Source organism: Solirubrobacter soli DSM 22325 (assembly GCF_000423665.1).
GTDB lineage: Bacteria > Actinomycetota > Thermoleophilia > Solirubrobacterales > Solirubrobacteraceae > Solirubrobacter > Solirubrobacter soli.
The window spans coordinates 1-16,054 of the sequence record NZ_AUIK01000001.1 but is presented as its reverse complement, the minus strand read 5'-3'; the positions used below and the strand labels follow the sequence as shown (position 1 = coordinate 16,054).

Annotated in this window: 15 protein-coding genes; 8 read left to right on the top strand and 7 right to left on the bottom strand. The window is 71.1% G+C overall.

Translation table 11 applies throughout. The features are described from left to right. Positions 1 to 20: 20 nt before the first annotated feature. The 4 genes from G569_RS44315 to G569_RS0100060 all read right to left on the bottom strand — a co-directional run bounded on the left by G569_RS44315 (position 21) and on the right by G569_RS0100060 (position 5,584). Positions 21 to 407, bottom strand: coding sequence for a cupin domain-containing protein (locus G569_RS44315; protein WP_053225629.1), 387 nt, complete (start codon positions 405 to 407; stop codon positions 21 to 23). Further along, positions 404 to 1,231: an SDR family NAD(P)-dependent oxidoreductase gene (locus G569_RS0100070; protein WP_028061892.1), complete on the bottom strand. Its 828-nt coding sequence runs from the start codon at positions 1,229 to 1,231 to the stop codon at positions 404 to 406. The genes G569_RS44315 and G569_RS0100070 overlap by 4 nt, the downstream gene beginning before the upstream one ends. 123 nt (positions 1,232 to 1,354) lie before the next feature. After that, positions 1,355 to 4,237, bottom strand: coding sequence for a M14 family metallopeptidase (locus tag G569_RS44310; protein ID WP_084283974.1), 2,883 nt, complete (start codon positions 4,235 to 4,237; stop codon positions 1,355 to 1,357). Between the two features lie 162 nt (positions 4,238 to 4,399). After that, positions 4,400 to 5,584, bottom strand: coding sequence for an acyl-CoA dehydrogenase family protein (locus tag G569_RS0100060; protein WP_053225627.1), 1,185 nt, complete (start codon positions 5,582 to 5,584; stop codon positions 4,400 to 4,402). A 39-nt stretch (positions 5,585 to 5,623) separates the two neighbouring features. Between G569_RS0100060 and G569_RS0100055 the strand changes: the two genes are divergently transcribed. From G569_RS0100055 to G569_RS0100020, 8 genes are all read left to right on the top strand, one after another. After that, on the top strand, positions 5,624 to 6,406 hold the full coding sequence (locus G569_RS0100055; protein ID WP_028061890.1) for an enoyl-CoA hydratase/isomerase family protein: 783 nt from the start codon (positions 5,624 to 5,626) through the stop codon (positions 6,404 to 6,406). After that, a complete protein-coding gene (locus G569_RS44305; protein ID WP_053225626.1) occupies positions 6,391 to 7,176 on the top strand; it encodes an arginase family protein in 786 nt (261 codons plus the stop codon). Before G569_RS0100055 ends, G569_RS44305 begins: the two co-directional genes overlap by 16 nt. Next, positions 7,173 to 8,138 carry a sensor domain-containing diguanylate cyclase gene (locus G569_RS56910; RefSeq protein ID WP_053225625.1) on the top strand — a complete coding sequence of 322 codons (966 nt, stop codon included), beginning with the start codon at positions 7,173 to 7,175 and terminating at the stop codon, positions 8,136 to 8,138. The genes G569_RS44305 and G569_RS56910 overlap by 4 nt, the downstream gene beginning before the upstream one ends. Next, positions 8,116 to 9,663: an acyl-CoA carboxylase subunit beta gene (locus tag G569_RS0100040; RefSeq protein WP_037494114.1), complete on the top strand. Its 1,548-nt coding sequence runs from the start codon at positions 8,116 to 8,118 to the stop codon at positions 9,661 to 9,663. The genes G569_RS56910 and G569_RS0100040 overlap by 23 nt, the downstream gene beginning before the upstream one ends. Before the next feature lie 5 nt (positions 9,664 to 9,668). Then, positions 9,669 to 10,853, top strand: coding sequence for a sensor domain-containing diguanylate cyclase (locus tag G569_RS56905; protein ID WP_157591725.1), 1,185 nt, complete (start codon positions 9,669 to 9,671; stop codon positions 10,851 to 10,853). Between the two features lie 10 nt (positions 10,854 to 10,863). Beyond that, complete coding sequence (locus G569_RS0100030) at positions 10,864 to 11,715, top strand: beta-keto acid cleavage family enzyme (protein WP_028061887.1); 852 nt, start codon at positions 10,864 to 10,866, stop codon at positions 11,713 to 11,715. A 67-nt stretch (positions 11,716 to 11,782) separates the two neighbouring features. Beyond that, positions 11,783 to 12,892, top strand: a complete 1,110-nt coding sequence (locus G569_RS0100025; RefSeq protein ID WP_028061886.1) for a CaiB/BaiF CoA transferase family protein — start codon at positions 11,783 to 11,785, stop codon at positions 12,890 to 12,892. Between the two features lie 61 nt (positions 12,893 to 12,953). Beyond that, complete coding sequence (locus G569_RS0100020) at positions 12,954 to 13,724, top strand: thioesterase family protein (RefSeq protein WP_028061885.1); 771 nt, start codon at positions 12,954 to 12,956, stop codon at positions 13,722 to 13,724. On the opposite strand, the gene G569_RS44290 is transcribed toward G569_RS0100020, so the two are convergent. The 3 genes from G569_RS44290 to G569_RS44280 all read right to left on the bottom strand — a co-directional run. Then, complete coding sequence (locus G569_RS44290; RefSeq protein ID WP_053225623.1) at positions 13,663 to 14,952, bottom strand: cytochrome P450; 1,290 nt, start codon at positions 14,950 to 14,952, stop codon at positions 13,663 to 13,665. The two genes, G569_RS0100020 and G569_RS44290, sit on opposite strands and share 62 nt — an antisense overlap. Next, a complete protein-coding gene (locus G569_RS44285; protein WP_211232872.1) occupies positions 14,949 to 15,446 on the bottom strand; it encodes a universal stress protein in 498 nt (165 codons plus the stop codon). The genes G569_RS44290 and G569_RS44285 overlap by 4 nt, the downstream gene beginning before the upstream one ends. Beyond that, on the bottom strand, positions 15,431 to 16,054 hold a 624-nt coding region (locus G569_RS44280), incomplete at its 5' end, for an ArsB/NhaD family transporter (protein ID WP_306764981.1). The genes G569_RS44280 and G569_RS44285, both read right to left, overlap by 16 nt.

Here is a 16,054-nt window from a genome sequence, read left to right as displayed (position 1 = left end):
TCAGGCACTTAATGTGGGGTTTAGGTTGTCGGCGCGTCCGCCCAGGGCACCTCGACGGAGTCTTCGGTGGGTGAGTCGCGGGCGACGATGTACTCGGCCGGCTCGGTCGGGGAGACGTTCTCGACCGTGTGGGTCTCGCGCGGTGGGACGTAGAGCATGTCCCCCGCCTCCACGCGCAGCGAGTCCTGGAGCTGGTCGCCGAAGCGGATCTCGATCGTCCCCGAGAGCATGTAGAGCGCGCTCTCGCAGTTGTCGTGGTAGTGCGGGCGGCCGCGCGAGCCGGCGGGCACGCGGAAGATGCCCATGTAGATGTTGGTCGCGCCGGTCGTGGCCTGGGAGATCTCGGCGCCGCCGACGACGCCGCGGGGGACGTCGCGCTCTTCGCCGGACGGCTTGACGAGCTTCATGAGGTCATCCCCGTGAACTGGCCGCCGGTGATGTTCAGGACCTGGCCGTGGACGAAGTTCGACCACGGCGAGCAGAGGAAGAACACGCCGCCGGCGGCCTCCTCCGGCGTGCCCGGGCGGCCGATCGGGATCAGCATCGGCGCCATCGTGCGCATCTGCTCGGGAATGCCGAGCTGGACCTTCTGGCCGTCGATCTCCATGGTGTTCTCGGAGTCCTTGGAGGCCGTCAGGCGGGTCTCGATCCAGCCGAACGCGACCGCGTTGACGTTGATCTTGAACTGGCCCCACTCCTTGGCCAGCGTCTTGGTCAGGCCGACCACGGCCGCCTTGCCGGACGCGTAGTTGGCCTGGCCGGCGTTGCCCATCGTGCCGCTGATCGAGGACACGTTGACGATCTTGCGGAAGACCTCGACGCCCTCCTCGCGCTCCTGCTTGGCCGGCTCGCGCAGGTGCGGCGCGGCGGCCCGGATCACGCGGAACGGCACGATCGTGTGGATGTCGAGCATGCGCTGGTACGCGTCGTCGGACATCTTGTGGATCGGCGCGTCGATCGTGTAGCCCGCGTTGTTGACGATGATGTCGATCTTGCCCCACGCGTCGAGCGCGGTCTGGACGAGTGCCTCAGGCGCGTCGCCTTTGGTCAGATCGCCGCCGTAGACCGCCGTCTCGCCCGCGATCTCAGAGGCCGCCTGCGCGGCCAGATCGGCGTCGAGGTCGTTGATGATCACCTTGGCGCCGTGCTCGCTCAGCAGCTCCGCCGTCGCGCGGCCGATGCCGCGGGCGGAGCCGGTCACGATCGCCACTTTGTCGTCCAGGACTCCCATGGACGTGACGATAGTCGGTGGCCCTCCGATAGGCGGGCCACCGACTAAACGCCACCTAAAGGGTCAGACCCCTTAGGTGGCGTTTACCTAAATCCGGCCTGGGGGATTTAGGTGGGGTTTAGGTTATGGGGTGGTGGTCGAGAGCGTGAAGGTGAGCGTCTTCGAGTAGGACCCGGTCCGCAGCGCGTCGGTCGCGGCGATGTCCTGCTTGAAGTCGATCGTCACCGACTCGTTCGACGTCGGGCCGGTCCAGGCGGACTTCGAGAACGCGACCTGGAGCGGCTGCGGCAGCGCGAACGTGCCGTTCATCAGGTGGCCGGGATCGGAGACCGTCAATGCCGCGTCGGCCGCGGTCGAGATGACGTTCGCGGTCGTGGAGGCCGTGTAGGTCTTCGCGACACCCGGGGTGAACGCGCCGAAGGACGGCGAGGCGCCCAGCGACAGCGACAGCGTGGCCGGCACCGAGCCGCCCGCGCTCCCACCCGCGTTGACGTAGGGGTCGATCCCGAGCGACTTCAGGCCCTGCCCGATCAGCCGGGCCCGCGCCGCGCGGTCGTCGATGTTCTCCAGGCCGAAGCCCCACATCACCGTGCGGTTGGTCGACAAACCCACGACGTTCGAGGTGCCCTGGACGACGTGCGTCGCCTTGGCGTCCGCGAACTGCGGGAACGACGCCGGCGCCAGCTGCGCCGAGGTCAGCGTGTACCGACCGAGGAACGACTGGCCGACCAGCTTGAACGCGTCCGAGTACGAGCCCTGGCCCGCGATCGTCAGCGCGCCGACGGCGGCCGCGGTCGTGGCCTGGTTGGCTCGCGAGTACCCGCCCATCCAGTACTGCAGGAAGTCGTTGGAGACGTTCACGCAGTTCTCGAGCTGGCCCGTCGCCGTCGCGCCCGTGTTGGACGTGCACTGCGGGTACGCCGGAACGCGCCCGAGCGGGTTGTAGGAGTACTCCGACCACGTGCCCTGGAGGTTCCGCTGCCCCGCGACCAGGACCTTGCCGCCCTCGTTGAGGTAGTCGCGGATCGAGTTCATCTGGTCGTCGTACATCTTCGTGACGCCGGTCGTCTGACCCGGATCGCGCACGTAGTCGTCGGTGCCCGTGTACCAGACCACCGCCTTGTAGTGGCTCAGAACGCCGAGCAGGTCGGCCTGCGTGCGGCCCTGGGCGTCGATGTCGTAGACGTCGGCGGGGATGCCGGCGTCACTCAGAGCGTCGGTGTACGTCGACAGGAACGATGGCCCGGGGAACGGCGCCGTGTTCGGCGAGAGCCCGCTGTAGTCCTCGGCCGACAGCACCAACACCCGGTTCCCGCGCCCGTTCGGCGACGCCGTGAACGTGAACGGGTCCGAGCTCTTCCCACCCGCCTCGAACCACACCTTCACGCTGTCGCCCGCCTTGAAGCCGGTCACCGACCCGCGCATGTGGTGGTAGACGACGCCGGACTTGCCGTAGCGCTCACCGCCGTTGAACTCGGTGGTCGAGCCCGTGTAGACGGTCGAGCCGATCTGCCACTTCAGCGTCACGGCGCCCAGCGAGCGCTTGACGTTGACCTCGACGGTCTGCGGGTCGCCGTAGGACGTCGGGAACGTCACCGGGACGAAGTCCGGGATCACGGGGTTCAGGTGCGAGGACGGGTTGTCCGGCGTCGGCGCCGACTTGGCCAGGTCGAGCATGAACGGCAGGTTGTTCGTGAAGACGGCCTGCACGTCGGACTCGCGGTCCTGGAAGACGAACCCGGACGGGTTGGAGCCGTACGCGTTGCCCGTGGTGGTCGTGCCGCCGACCGGCGAGCCGGAGCCCCCGTCGAGCTCGACGGTGTAGCCCATCACGTTCTCCTGCAGGTACATCGTGTCGGTGATCTCGCCGTTGGTGGTGTACAGCTCGCCACCGACGTCGGGGTCATAGCCGGCGACCGCGGGCGCGCGGTCGGTGCCCGCGAGCGCCTCCATCAGCGGCGTGTCGCCGCCGTAGGTCTCCACCTGCCAGCCGACCGGGTACAGGACGAGCTTCGCGTAGGAGTGGTAGTCGACGTAGAACTCGGGCTTGATGCGGTGCATCAGCGCGTGGAAGGAGGACACCTCGGGCTCGGACTCAGGCGTCGGGCCGCGGTAGGTGTCGGACGACATCGTGTCCGACGCGCCCTCGTTGTCGTAGCGCCACTTCTCGGAGAAGTTGCGGTTGGTGTCGACGCCGTCGCCCGACTGGACCGTGCCGTTCCCATTGTTGTCGCGCAGGTTCTTGCGCCACAGGCGCGAGGCGCGCGTCTGGAACGTGTAGTCGTAGCCGTCCGGGTTCAGGACCGGGATGAACCAGGTCTCGGTCGAGGCCAGGATGCCCGGGATGCCGGAGGCCGCGTCGTCCTTGTGCGACAGGAAATACTGGAAGCCGCGGCGCACGACCTCGGCCGAGATCCACTCGCGGGCGTGCTGCGCGCCGTGGAACATGACGCCGGGCTTGGCGCCGTCCTCGACGGTGTTCGCGTTGGCCGTGACCTTGTAGGCGACGAGGTCGGTCCCGAGCCGCGACTTGCCGTAGACCTCGCGCTTGACCAGCGTGGGATTCGCGGCCGCGAGCAGGTCGTAGTAGGCCATCAGCGAGATCGGCTTGCCGTCGGCGTCGACCGCGCCGGAGCAGGTCGTCTGGCACGGGGCCGGCTTGAGCGCGTAGGGGCGGAAGACGTCGTAGCCCCACACCGGGTCCGCCAGCGGGGCGACCTCGGCCGCCGCGACGCTGGTCGTGTTCTCCTTGCCGACGGCGCGCACCGCGAAGCCCTTTGCACGGAGCCCCTCAGCTTCCGTGGGGGTCGCGACGATGCCGGTCCGGCCGGGCGCGTCCGCGCCCTCGGTCACGTCATAGCCGAGCTTGCCGAGTGACCCAAGCTCGGCATCCGTGCCCGTGACGATGTATTGATTGAGCGGCTCGACGCGATCCGCGGCCACTGCGGGCGACGCGAACGCGAGCGAGGCCAGGGCGCCGATGGCGCCACGGTAAACCCTCCGCATCCACGGACCCTAACTGGACGCACATCTGGCGGGAAACCGAACTTCTGTCCAATCGGGGAAGTTCGCGCTCAACCCGCGCGTCTGGAGGGGGGATGCTTCCCCTCGCACAGATCCTGAACCTCCAGAAGACGGCCGGCAACGCGGCCGTCGCGCTCTTCCTGACTAGAGCCCGTACGAACGACCGATCACGTCGAGCATGATCTCGTCGGTACCCGCCCCGATGCGGTTGAGCCGCAGGTCACGCCACGCCCGCTCGATCTTGTACTCGCGCATGTAGCCCGCGCCGCCGAAGATCTGCAGGCACTCGTCGGCGACCTCGCAGCACATCTGCGACGCGTGCAGCTTGGCCATCGAGATCTCGCGCACCGGGTACTCGCCGTTGGCGAAGCGCCACGCGGTCGAGTACACGAGCGATCGCGACGCCTCGATCTTGGTCGCCATCGCCGCGAACTTGTGGCGGATCGACTGGAAGTGGCCGATCTCGCGCCCGAACGCCTTGCGCTCCATGGCGTACGCCAGGGTGCGCTCGAACGCTCGCTCGGCGCCTGCGACGCAGCCCGCGGCGCCGATCAGCCGCTCCCCCTGGAGCTCCCACATGATGTGGTAGAAGCCCTTGCCCAGTTGGCCGAGCAGCGCGGTGTCCGGCACGCGCACGTCCTGGAAGGCCAGCAGCGCCGTGTCGGACGCGTGCATGCCGAGCTTCTCGAGCCGCTTCTCGCGCACCACGCCGGGCGAGTCCATGTCGACGAGGAACAGGCTGAACCCGTCGTAGCCCGCCGCCGGGTCCGTCTTGGTCACGAGCACGATGAAGTCGGCGCGGTGACCGTTCGTGATGTACGTCTTCGATCCGTTGATGACGTACTCGTCGCCGTCGCGGACGGCGGTCGTGCGGATGCCGGAGACGTCCGAGCCGGCGTCGGGCTCGGTGATGCCGAGGCAGCTGATCTTCTCGCCCTTGATGGCGGGAACGAGGTACGCCTGCTTCTGCTCCTCGGTGCCGAACTGCAGGATCGGCGGCGTCGCCATGTCCGTGTGGACGGCGATCCCCATGCACAGGCCGCCCGAACCGGAATGTGAGAGTTCCTCGGCCAGCACCAGGTTCGCGAAGTAGTCGCCGCCCTGGCCGCCATAGGTCTCGGGCATCGACAGGCCCAAAAAGCCGAGCTCACCCATGCGGGGGAAGACCGAGTCCGGGAACGTCGTCTCCTCCCAGGCTTCCGCGTGCGGGGCGAGCTCTTTGACCACGAAAGCGTGGATCGACTCACGCAGCGCCTGATGCTCCTCGCTGAAGATGAAGTGCTTGCGCGGAGCGGCGTGATCGGGCTTCTGGACTTCGGTCGCAGCCATAGCGCCAATCTACGCGCTGCGGTTAGGGTGGAGCGGCAGATGTCCTACGAGACCGTCAGCTACTCCGTCGCCGACCGTGTCGCCACCGTGGCGATGGACCGGCGAGAGGCCCGCAACGCGCTCTCGGATCAGCTGCTGGACGACCTGATCGCCGCGCTGTCCGCCGCGCGGGACGACGATGACGTGCGCTGCGTCGTGCTCACCTCCACCCACGAGAAGGTCTTCTCGGCGGGCGGGGACCTCGGCGCCTTCGCCTCCGATCGGCCGCTGAGCGAGAAGTACTTCTCCACCGATCGCTTCCCGCGCCTGTTCCACCTGATCGGCGAGCTGGGCAAGCCGACCCTCTGCGCGGCCAACGGGCACGTGCTCGCGGGGGCGCTCGGCCTCGCGCTCGCCTGCGACCTGATCATCGCCAAGGAGGGCGCCCGCTTCGGCACGCCGGAGATCAACGTCGGGGTCTTCCCGTTCATGATCATGGCGCTGATCTACCGCAACGTCGGCCGCAAGAAGACCAACGAATTGCTGCTGCTGGGCGAGCAGATCGATGCGCATGAGGCGGAGCGGATCGGGATCGTCAACAAGGTCGTCGGAGCCGACGAGTTCGACGCCGCCGTCGCGGACTGGGCGGGCAAGCTGGCCGCCAAGTCGCCGCTGCTGATGCGCCTCGGCAAGGACGCGATGCACCGCCAGCAGGACATGGCGCTCGCCGACGCGATCGAGTTCCTGCACTCGCAGCTGACGATCTCGTTCTCGACCGCGGACATCCAGGAGGGCGTGAAGGCGTTCTTCGAGAAGCGGGAGCCGGTGTGGACCGGGCGTTGAGCGTCACCGCGCTGCGCTGCCGCACCTCGGACCGCACGCCGGGCGGCTCGCGCGGGGCGGAGGCGCTGGCGCTCGCGCTGGACCCGGACGCCCGCCTGGTCGGCGCGTTCGGCGAGCCGCGCGTGGCCGATTTCAAGGACGACCTCCGGGACTCCCACGGCTGCCTGCTCGAGGCCGGCGGCCAGGTCGACGACATGCTCGCGGCCGGCCACTTCCCCGTGCTCACGTCGTCGGACTGCTCGATCTGCATGACGACCTTCCAGGCGGTCGTGCGCCATACGCCGGACGTGCACGTGCTGTGGCTGGACGCGCACGGCGACTTCAACACCCCCGCGACGACCCCGAGCGGCTTCCTCGGGGGGATGTGCCTGTCGGCCGCCTGCGGGAAGTGGGACGCGGGCTTCGAGCCGTCGCTCGACCCCGGGCGGGTGCTGATGTGCGGCGTCCGCGACCTCGATCCGGGCGAGCGCGTGCTGGTCGAGACCTCGGGCGTGGGCAACGGGCGGCCGTCGGAGGTGGCCTCGATCCTGGCCGGCCGGAAGGTCTACGTGCACCTCGACATGGACGTGCTCGACCCCGACGTGCTGCCGGCGCAGTTCGCGGTGCCGGGCGGACTCTCGGACAGTGGGCTGCGGACGCTGCTGAGCGAGGTCGCGAGCGAGTGCGACGTCGTCGGCCTCGAGGTCACCGCCTTCGAGGCACCCGAGGACTTCGCGGAGAAGGCGACGCGAACCGCGCTGGTCGCCTCGATCGTGAGGGCCCTTCTATGACCGACGGTCTCGGCGATCCGAAGCGCCTCGCCGCCCTGGCGGAGAGCGGCCTCGTGGACACCCCGCCCGAGCGCGCCTTCGACCGCGTCACCCGCCTCGTCACCGAGGTGCTGCACGTGCCGGTCGCGATGTTCACGCTCGTCACCGGCGATCGGCAGGTGTTCAAGTCCTCGGTCGGGCTCGGGGAGCTGCGCGAGACGCCGCTCTCGCACTCGTTCTGCCGCCACGTCGTCGACTCCGGCGCGCCGCTGGAGGTCGTCGACGCCCGCAAACACCCGAAGGTCCGCGACAACCCGTCGATCGAGGAGTTCGGGATCGTCGCCTACCTCGGCGTGCCGCTGACGACCTCCGACGGCGTCCGCCTCGGGGCGTTGTGCGCGATCGACCACGAGCCGCGCGAGTGGACCGGCCGCGACCACGGCGTGCTCGAGGACCTGGCGGGCGCGGCGATGGCGGAGGTCGAGTTGCGGCGCGCCAACCGCGCCGTCGCGGAAGCCGCCGCGGAGCTGCACTTCGCCGCCACCCACGACTCGCTGACCCGGCTCGGGAACCGCCGCTCGCTGCTCGAGGATCTCGGGCAGCTGCTGAGCGAGAAGCGGGTGGCGACGTTCGCGCTGCTCGACGTGCACGGGATGCGCAAGGTCAACGACCACTTCGGGCTGGCCGCGGGCGACGCGCTCCTGACGACGCTCGCGCGGCGGCTGGAGACGGCGCTGATCGCCGAGGGCCATGTCTACCGGCTCGGTGGCGTCCAGCTGTGCGCCCTGCTGGCAGAGACGGGCGAGGCGGCGCAACGGGTCGTGTCCGCGGCCTGCGGCGCGCTGAGCTCGGACGAGCACGGCGTCGGTTGTCGCGCGGCGACGGTCGAGATCCCCCGGGAGGCGAGGAGCGTCGCCTCCGTGCTGCGCCTCGCGGACGCTCGGCTGGCACGCTACGGGCATGTTGCGACCGCTCGCGCTTGACCTCGAGGAACGTCGTGCCGCCGCGCGGCTCGGCGGCGGCGAGGAGAAGATCGCCCGCCAGCACGAAGCCGGGAAGCTCACCGCTCGCGAGCGGATCGCGCTGCTCGTCGACGACGGGACCTTCACGGAGCTGGGCATCCACGCCCGCCCGCACTTCTCACAGCGCGCGATGGACGGCAGGCAGGCGCCCGCGGACGGCGTGATCACCGGCTACGGCATGGTCGACGGGCGCTGGGTCGCCGTCGCCGCCTACGACTTCACCGTGATGGCCGGGTCGATGGGGATGACCGGCGAGATCAAGGTCGCGCGGCTGCGCGAGCTGGCGCTGACCAAGCGGATCCCGATCGTCTGGCTGCTCGACAGCGCCGGTGCGCGGATCCAGGAGGCCGTCGGGTCGCTGTTCGCGGGCACGGGCTACCTCTTCCGCGAGGAGGTGGTCATGAGCGGCGTCGTGCCGCAGGTCGCTGCGCTGATGGGGCCGTGCGCCGCGGGGACGGCCTACATCCCGGGCCTCGCGGACTTCGTGCCGATGGTGTCCGGCCGCGGGTCGATGGCGCTTGCCGGGCCGCACCTCGTGCGCGCCGCGATCGGCGAGGACGTCACGCAGGAGGAGCTCGGCGGCGCGCGCGTGCACTGCCGCAAGTCCGGCGTCGGGGACCTCGAGGTCGCCGACGACGAGGAGTGCATCGAGCGCATCAAGCAGTACCTGTCGTTCTTCCCGTCGCACTGCGAGGAGCGGCCGCCGGTGCTGGCGGTGGGAGATCCGGTGGACCGGACGGAGGACGCGCTGCTCGACGTCCTGCCGGACTCCAACCGCAAGCCATACGACATGTACGACGTGATCAAGCTGATCGTCGACGACGGTGAGTGGTTCGACCTCAAGCCCAAGTGGGCGCGCACGATCATCACCTGCTTCGCGCGGATGGGCGGCCGCCCGGTCGGGATCGTCGCCTCCCAGCCCAAGCATCTCGGCGGCATCCTCGACAACGACTCGGCCGACAAGGCGGCGCGCTTCGTCACGCTCTGCGACGCGTTCGGCATCCCGCTCGTGTTCCTCGTCGACGTCCCCGGGTTCATGGTCGGCACGAAGGTCGAGGCGGCGGGCATCATCCGCCACGGCGCGAAGATGCTGCACGCGGTCGCGTCCGCCACGGTGCCGAAGATCACCGTCGTGATCCGCAAGGCTTACGGCGCCGGCTACTACGTCATGAACGGGCGCGCCTACGAGCCCGACCTGATCGTCGCGTGGCCGAGCGCGGAGATCTCCGTGATGGGCGCCGAAGGCGCGGTCGAGATCGTCTTCCGCAAGCAGGTCGAGGCGGCCGAGGACCCCGCCGCCGAGAAGGCGAAGCTGATCGACGCGTACCGCGGGCTGATCGACGTCTACGTCGCGGCCGGCAACGGCATGGTCGACGACGTCATCGACCCTCGCGAGACGCGCCCGACTATCATCAGAGCGCTTCAGGTCGCAGAAAGCAAGAAAGTGGAGCGTCCTTGGAAGAAGCGGGGCGTAGTACCTGTGTGAGCACCGTGGATCGACACGTCCTCGATGTCGTGCCGGTCGGGCTCCAGGTCTGGGAGGCGGTCGGTGACGCGCTGACGCTCCGGTACGCCAACGAAGAGGCCAAGGCGCAGGAGTTGCCCGGCGACGACGCCTGGATGCGCACGCTGCGCGCGGCCGTGGACGCGCAGAAGGCGGAGACGTTCGAGCTCGAGTCCCCGCGCGACGTGTGGTGGCGTGCGCAGCTCACGCCGCTCGGCGCCGGCTCGATCCTCGCGGCCTACTGGAACATCACCGCGCAGAAGCTCCACGAGCGGTCGTTGAAGGCGTCCGAGCGGCTCAACCGCGAGATCCTCTCGGGGCTGCAGGAGGGCGTGGTCGTCATCGACACCGACGCCCGGATCGTCGTGGCCAACGAGGCCGCCGCCGAGCTGATCGGCGTCCCGCTCGGCGAGATGATGGACCGGCCTTTGACCTCGCTTCCGGTCGACCTGCTCGACGACCGCGGACACCTGCTGGGCGTCGACCGGCTGCCGCTCCCGCGGGCGTTGCGCGGCGAGGAGGTCACGGGGCTCGTGGTGCGTTTCGTCCGCCGCGACGGCTCGCTGTTGTGGGTCGAGGTGCACGCGAACCCGCTGTACCACGACGACGGCGTGCTCTACGGCGCGGTGGCGTCCTACGACGACGTGACCGCGCGGGTCGAGCAGGACCGGCGCACGCGCCACGAGGCCGACACCGACCCGCTGACCGGCCTGGCCAACCGCCGCGCGCTCGAGCGGACCCTGGCCGCGGCCCTGACCCGCGCGGGAGCGCGGTCGCGCTCGGTCGGGCTGCTGCTGGTCGACCTCGACGGCTTCAAGGCGGTCAACGACACGCTGGGGCACGCGGCGGGTGACGAGGCGCTGCGCGAGGTCGCGCGCCGTCTGAAGCGCTCGGTGCGCGAGCGTGACCTGGTCGCGCGGCTGGGCGGGGACGAGTTCGTCGTCGTCCTGACGGACCTCGGCGGGCGCTCGGGGGCCGTGCACGACTCGATGGAGCGGATCACCGAGGCGCTGCGCGAGCCGATCTCCTTCGACGGCCGCTCGCTCACGCTGGGCGCGGCGATGGGCGTGGCGACGTTCCCGGCCGACGGAGGCGACACCGCGGACCTGCTCGCGCACGCCGATCGCGGGATGTACGCCGCCAAAGGCGCGCGGGACGGCTCGCTGCGATAGCTTCGACCGCTTGGGTCCGGTCATCCTCACCTGCGCGATGTCGGGGGCGCTCGCGTCGCGCGAGCAATGCCCGGCGATTCCGTACACGCCCGCCGAGTACGCGGCTGAGGCGCGGCGGGTGGTCGACGAGGGCGGCGTGATGGTGCACCTGCACGCGCGCAAGCCGGACGGCACGCCGTCGCATGAGATCGAGGACTTCCGCGCGATCACCGACGCGATCCGCGGCGAGGTCGGCGACGCGGTGATCGTCAACTACTCGACGGGCGCGCTCGGCGTGCCGGTCTCCAAGCGCCTCGCCTATCTGACCGAGCTCCGGCCCGAGGTCGGCGCCCTGAACATGGGCTCGATGAACTACGCGAAGTACTCGGCCCGGCGCAAGGACTTCGTGTTCAAGGCGGTCTTCGAGAACTCGTTCGACACCATCACCGAGTTGCTCGCCGGGATGGTCGCGGTGGGGATCCGGCCGGAGCACGAGTGCTTCGACTCGGGGCACGTGGCCTCGTTGGATCCGCTGCTGGACATGGGCGTGCTGCAGCCGCCGCTGCAGGTCTCGTTCGTGATGGGCGTGACCGGCGGCATCCGGCCGACGGCGCGCAACGTCGCCCACATGGCCGAGCAGGTGCCCGACGTCCCGCACCAGTGGGGCGTGATCGGGATCTCGCGGGCGCAGTGGGGGCTGCTCGCGGCGGCGCTCTCGCTGGGCGGGAACGTGCGCGTGGGGCTGGAGGACAACTTCTATCTGCCCTCCGGCGAGATGGCTCGGTCCAACGGGGAGCTGGTCGCGCGGGCGGCGCGGATGGCCGTCGATGCGGGCCGGCGGCTGGCGACCGTGTCCGAGGCGCGGGAGCTGCTCGGCCTATGACGAGCCTGGCGGCAGGGCAGCGCGGCCCCGTCCGTCCGGTTTCAGGCATCTCGGGTGTGGTGCTGTGATGTCGTCGTTGTCGGGCCTGCGCGTGCTCGACCTGACGCGGCTGCTGCCGGGTGGCTACTGCACGCTGCTGTTCGCCGACCACGGCGCGGACGTGATCAAGGTCGAGGACACCGGCGCGGGCGACTACGCGCGTGCCGACCCACCGTCGTTCGCTTCTTTGAACCGCGGCAAGCGGTCGATCCAACTGGACCTGAAGAGCGAGGGCGGTCGGCTGGCGTTCCTGCGGCTGGCGGCCGGCGCGGACGTCGTGATCGAGTCCTTCCGGCCGGGCGTGATGGACCGGCTGGGCGTCGGGTACGAGGTGCTGCGGGCGGCGCGGCCATCGCTCGTGTATTGCGCGATCACCGGCTACGGCCAGGACGGGCCGCTGCGCGGCCGCGCCGGGCACGACCTCAACTACCTGGCGCGGACCGGCGTGCTGTCGCTGAGCGGGGACGCGGACGGGCCGCCCGTGATGGCATCGGCGCAGATCGCCGACCTCGCCGGGGGCGCGCTGATGGCGGCGTTCGGGGTGCTCGCCGCGTTGCGCTCGGGCGAGGGCCAGTTCGTCGACATCTCGATGGCGGACGGCGCCTTGTCGCTGCTGGCGATGCCGTTCGCGGGGATGCTCGCGGGCGGCGACGCTCCGCGGCGGGGCTCGATCGTGCTCGGCGGGCGGCTGCTCTGTTACCGGGTCTACGCGTGCGCCGACGGGTACGTGTCGATGGGCGCCTTGGAGCCGAAGTTCTGGGCGGCGTTCTGCCGCGGGGTCGGGCGCGAGGACCTGATCGCCCATCAGTTCGAGGAGCCCGGCTCGTGGGCCCACGGCGAGGTGTCCGCGGTCCTGGGTGGGCGGACGCGGGCGGAGTGGGAGGCGTTCAACGCCGAGCACGACTGCTGCCTGGAGCCGGTGCTCGACGCCGACGAGGTCGTGCGCGACGAGCAGGTGGTCGCGCGCGAGATGGTCGTCGACGGGTTGCTGGCGACGCCGGTGCGCCTGTCGGCGACGCCGGCCTCGCCGGAGGGCGGCCCGCCCGGCCTCGGCGAGCACACGGCCGAGGTGCTGCGCGAGGCGGGCTACGACGACGGCGAGATCGACGCCCTCCGCGAGTCTGGAGCAGCGAGGTGAGCCGGTTTGGTCGCGGAATCCGCGACCAAACCGGCTCACCCGGTGCGGGCGGGCGCGGCGCGTGAGCTCCGAGGCCTTCTTCGAGCCACTCGGCGACGGGCGCTACCGGGCGACCGAGCGGACGTCCGGGCCCTGGGACCCGCGGCATCAGCACGCCGGGCCGCCGTCGGCGCTCCTCACCGGCGCGCTCGAGCGGACGTCGCCGCGCGAGGACATGGTGCTCGCGCGGGTCACCGTCGAGATCCTCGGGGCGGTGCCGATCGCGGACGTCGAGGTCTCGACGGCCGTCGAGCGGCCGGGCCGCTCCGTCGAGCTGCTGGCGGGTGAGCTGCGCGTCGGTGAGCGCACGTTCCTGCGGGCGCGGGCGTGGCGGGTGCTCGGGTCGCCGGTCGGCACCGAGGAGGAGGCGCCGGTCGCGTTGCCGGAGTCGGCCGATCCGCCGCCGCCCCAGCTGGGCGAGGCCTTCGGTTACGCCAACGCGGTCGAGTGGCGCTGGGCGCGTGGCGGCTGGACGGACCGCGGGCCGGCGACGGTGTGGACGCGGATGCGGGTCGCGGTGGTCGCGGGCGAGGAGCCGACGCCGCGGCAGCGGGTGATGGTCGTCGCCGACTCGGGCAACGGCGCGTCCAACGTCCTCGACTGGGCGCGGTTCATGTTCATCAACACCGAGCTGACCGTGCACTTCCTGCGCGAGCCGGTGGGCGAGTGGGTGCTGCTCGACGCGCGCACGCAGCTCGCCGAGGGCGGCGCGGGGCTGGCGACGTCGGCGCTCAGCGACCGGTCGGGACCGGTGGCTCGCGGCGCGCAGGCGCTGTTCGTCGCGCCACGCTGATCGTCGCGTCCTTGGCCGGGACGAGCGTGACCGCGCGGCGGCTCGGGCGCTCGCTGTCCCCGACGGGCCGCAGCGTGTCGACCGTCTGCGTGACCGCGCGCAGCACGGCCTTCATCTCGAAGATCGCGAAGCTCGCGCCGAGGCAGCGGCGCACGCCGCCGCCGAACGGGATCCACGTGTACGTGCCGGCGGGCGTGTCGAGGAAGCGCTCCGGGCGGAACGCGAACGGGTCCGGGTAGATGTCCTCGCGGGTGTGCATCAGCAGGATGTTCGGCTGCACGCACACGCCTCCCGGCAGCTCGTAGCCGGCGATCGCGAACGGCGCCTTGAGGCGGCGCAGCACCGCGGGGACGACCGGACGCAGACGCAGCGTCTCCTTGACGACGGCGTCGAGGTAGTCCTCGTCGCCGTCGCGGAGGTTCGCCCAGGTCTCCGGATGGTGGGCGAGCCGCTCGAGCGCCCACGCGAGCGCGGTCGCGGTCGTCTCGTGGCCGGCGACGAGCAGTGTCAACAGCTCGTTGCGCAGCGTCTCGTCATCCATCCCGGACGCGAGCAGCATCGAGAAGATGTCCTCGCGCTCGGCGAGGTCGGGCGCGTTGCGGCGGCGGGCGATCTCCTCGCGCAGGAGCGCGTCGACCGGCGCCCGCATGCCGCGGAACGCGCGCTCGCTCATCGCCGGGCCGGCGACGACGACGAACATCAGCCGCGCGGTGTCGGTCATCCAGTCCAGCAGCGTCGCGAGGTGGCCGCGCAGCCGCTCGTCGGTGGTGCCGAAGACGGCGCGCATGATGATCTCGAGCGTCAGCTCCTGCATGCGCGGGCGGACGCTGATCGGGCCGCGGGTGGGCCAGTTCGCGACCTCGCGCTCCGCGATCTCGCGGATCAGCTCGCCGTATGCCTGCATGCGCTCGCCGTGGAACGGCGGCAGCAGCGTCTTGCGCTCCTTCAGGTGCTCGGGCCCGTCGAGCAGCAGCACGCTGCGCGCGCCGAGCAGCGGCTTGAGGATCGCGTTGCCCTCGCCCGCGTGCAGCACGTTCGGGTCACCCGTGAAGACGGCTTTGACGTCGTCGGGATGGCTGAGGACGACCCACGGCGCACGCCGGTCGACGTGCAGCGTGAACGTGTCGCCGAACCGCGCGCGCAGACGGCGCGAGTACGGGCCGGGGCGCGTGATCCAACCGGCGGTCTGGAGGAGGTGCGGGCCGCGCGGGGAGGGCGGGAGGGTCATAGCGGCTCGGGCTTCGGTTTCGGCTTGGGCTTCGGCTTGGCCTTGGGCTTGGGCGGGGGTCCGTCGGGGCCGCCGCCCGGCCAGACGAGCACGACGTCGCACGGTGCGTGGTCGACCACGAAGCGCGCGGCGTGGGAGATCGAATGCGGCGACGGATGCCGGTTGTCGCGGGCGATGACGAGGAGGTCGGCGTCGGCGGCAGCCTGCATGACCACATCCTCGGGCAGTCCCGAGCCCGCGAGTGTGTAAATGGTCACGGTGCCGTCGTCCAGACGCTCGACGGCGTCGTCGAGCAGCGCCTGCGCGGCCTCCTCCGCGAGCGCCGCCATGCGGCTCATCACCTCTTCATGCCGGCGGCCGGGCGGGCCTGGCAGCTCCGTCGTCGCGACGTGCAGGAGCGTGATCTCCGTCGGTTGCAGGCGGGCCACCGCGTCCACGCACGCCTCCCACCCGCTCTCCGTGATCCAGGCGAGGACTTTCAGGTCACGAGCCACAGCGCGACCGTACAGGCAACGAGGATCGGCGGGACGGTGATGGCGCCGAGCCGATGGAACTCGACGTGGCTCGGCTCCTCGCCGTGGTGGTGCAGGATGCGCCGCCACAGCAGCGTCGCCAGCGAGCCCGTGTAGGTGAGGTTGGGGCCGACGTTGACGCCGATCAGCACGGCGAGCACCGTGTGCGGCCCGGCGGCCGCGGCGGCGGGGAGGAGGACGAGCAGCGCGGGCACGTTGTTGAGCAGGTTGGCCAGCAGCGCGGCGAGGAAGGTCGCGCCGAGCAGCGCGGGGAGCGCGTCGCCGCTGGGGAGGACGTTCGTGACGAGATCGGCGAGCCCGAGGCCGGCGAGCGCGGCGACGATCAGCCCGAGGCCGAGGACGAACGCGAGCAGGGCCGGGTCGACGGCCCGGGCGAGCTCGCGCGCCGCGGCGGCGCGTGGCGAGTCGGCGCCCGCGGGCGACGCGGCGGCGCGCGGTGCGCCGGCGGCGCGCGGCGCGGCGTCCCCGCGCGGCGCGGCGGCGTCCCCGCGCGGTGCGGCGGCGTCCCCGCGCGGTGCGGCGGCGTCCCCGCGCGGTGCGGCGGCGTCCCCGCGCGGTGCGGCGGCGTC

Coding starts and splice junctions, on each gene's coding strand:
- G569_RS44315 (WP_053225629.1), bottom strand. CDS start 407: ATGAAGCTCGTCAAGCCGTCCGGCGAAGAGCGCGACGTCCCCCGCGGC.
- G569_RS0100070 (WP_028061892.1), bottom strand. CDS start 1,231: ATGGGAGTCCTGGACGACAAAGTGGCGATCGTGACCGGCTCCGCCCGC.
- G569_RS44310 (WP_084283974.1), bottom strand. CDS start 4,237: ATGCGGAGGGTTTACCGTGGCGCCATCGGCGCCCTGGCCTCGCTCGCG.
- G569_RS0100060 (WP_053225627.1), bottom strand. CDS start 5,584: ATGGCTGCGACCGAAGTCCAGAAGCCCGATCACGCCGCTCCGCGCAAG.
- G569_RS0100055 (WP_028061890.1), top strand. CDS start 5,624: ATGTCCTACGAGACCGTCAGCTACTCCGTCGCCGACCGTGTCGCCACC.
- G569_RS56910 (WP_053225625.1), top strand. CDS start 7,173: ATGACCGACGGTCTCGGCGATCCGAAGCGCCTCGCCGCCCTGGCGGAG.
- G569_RS0100040 (WP_037494114.1), top strand. CDS start 8,116: ATGTTGCGACCGCTCGCGCTTGACCTCGAGGAACGTCGTGCCGCCGCG.
- G569_RS0100025 (WP_028061886.1), top strand. CDS start 11,783: ATGTCGTCGTTGTCGGGCCTGCGCGTGCTCGACCTGACGCGGCTGCTG.
- G569_RS44290 (WP_053225623.1), bottom strand. CDS start 14,952: ATGACCCTCCCGCCCTCCCCGCGCGGCCCGCACCTCCTCCAGACCGCC.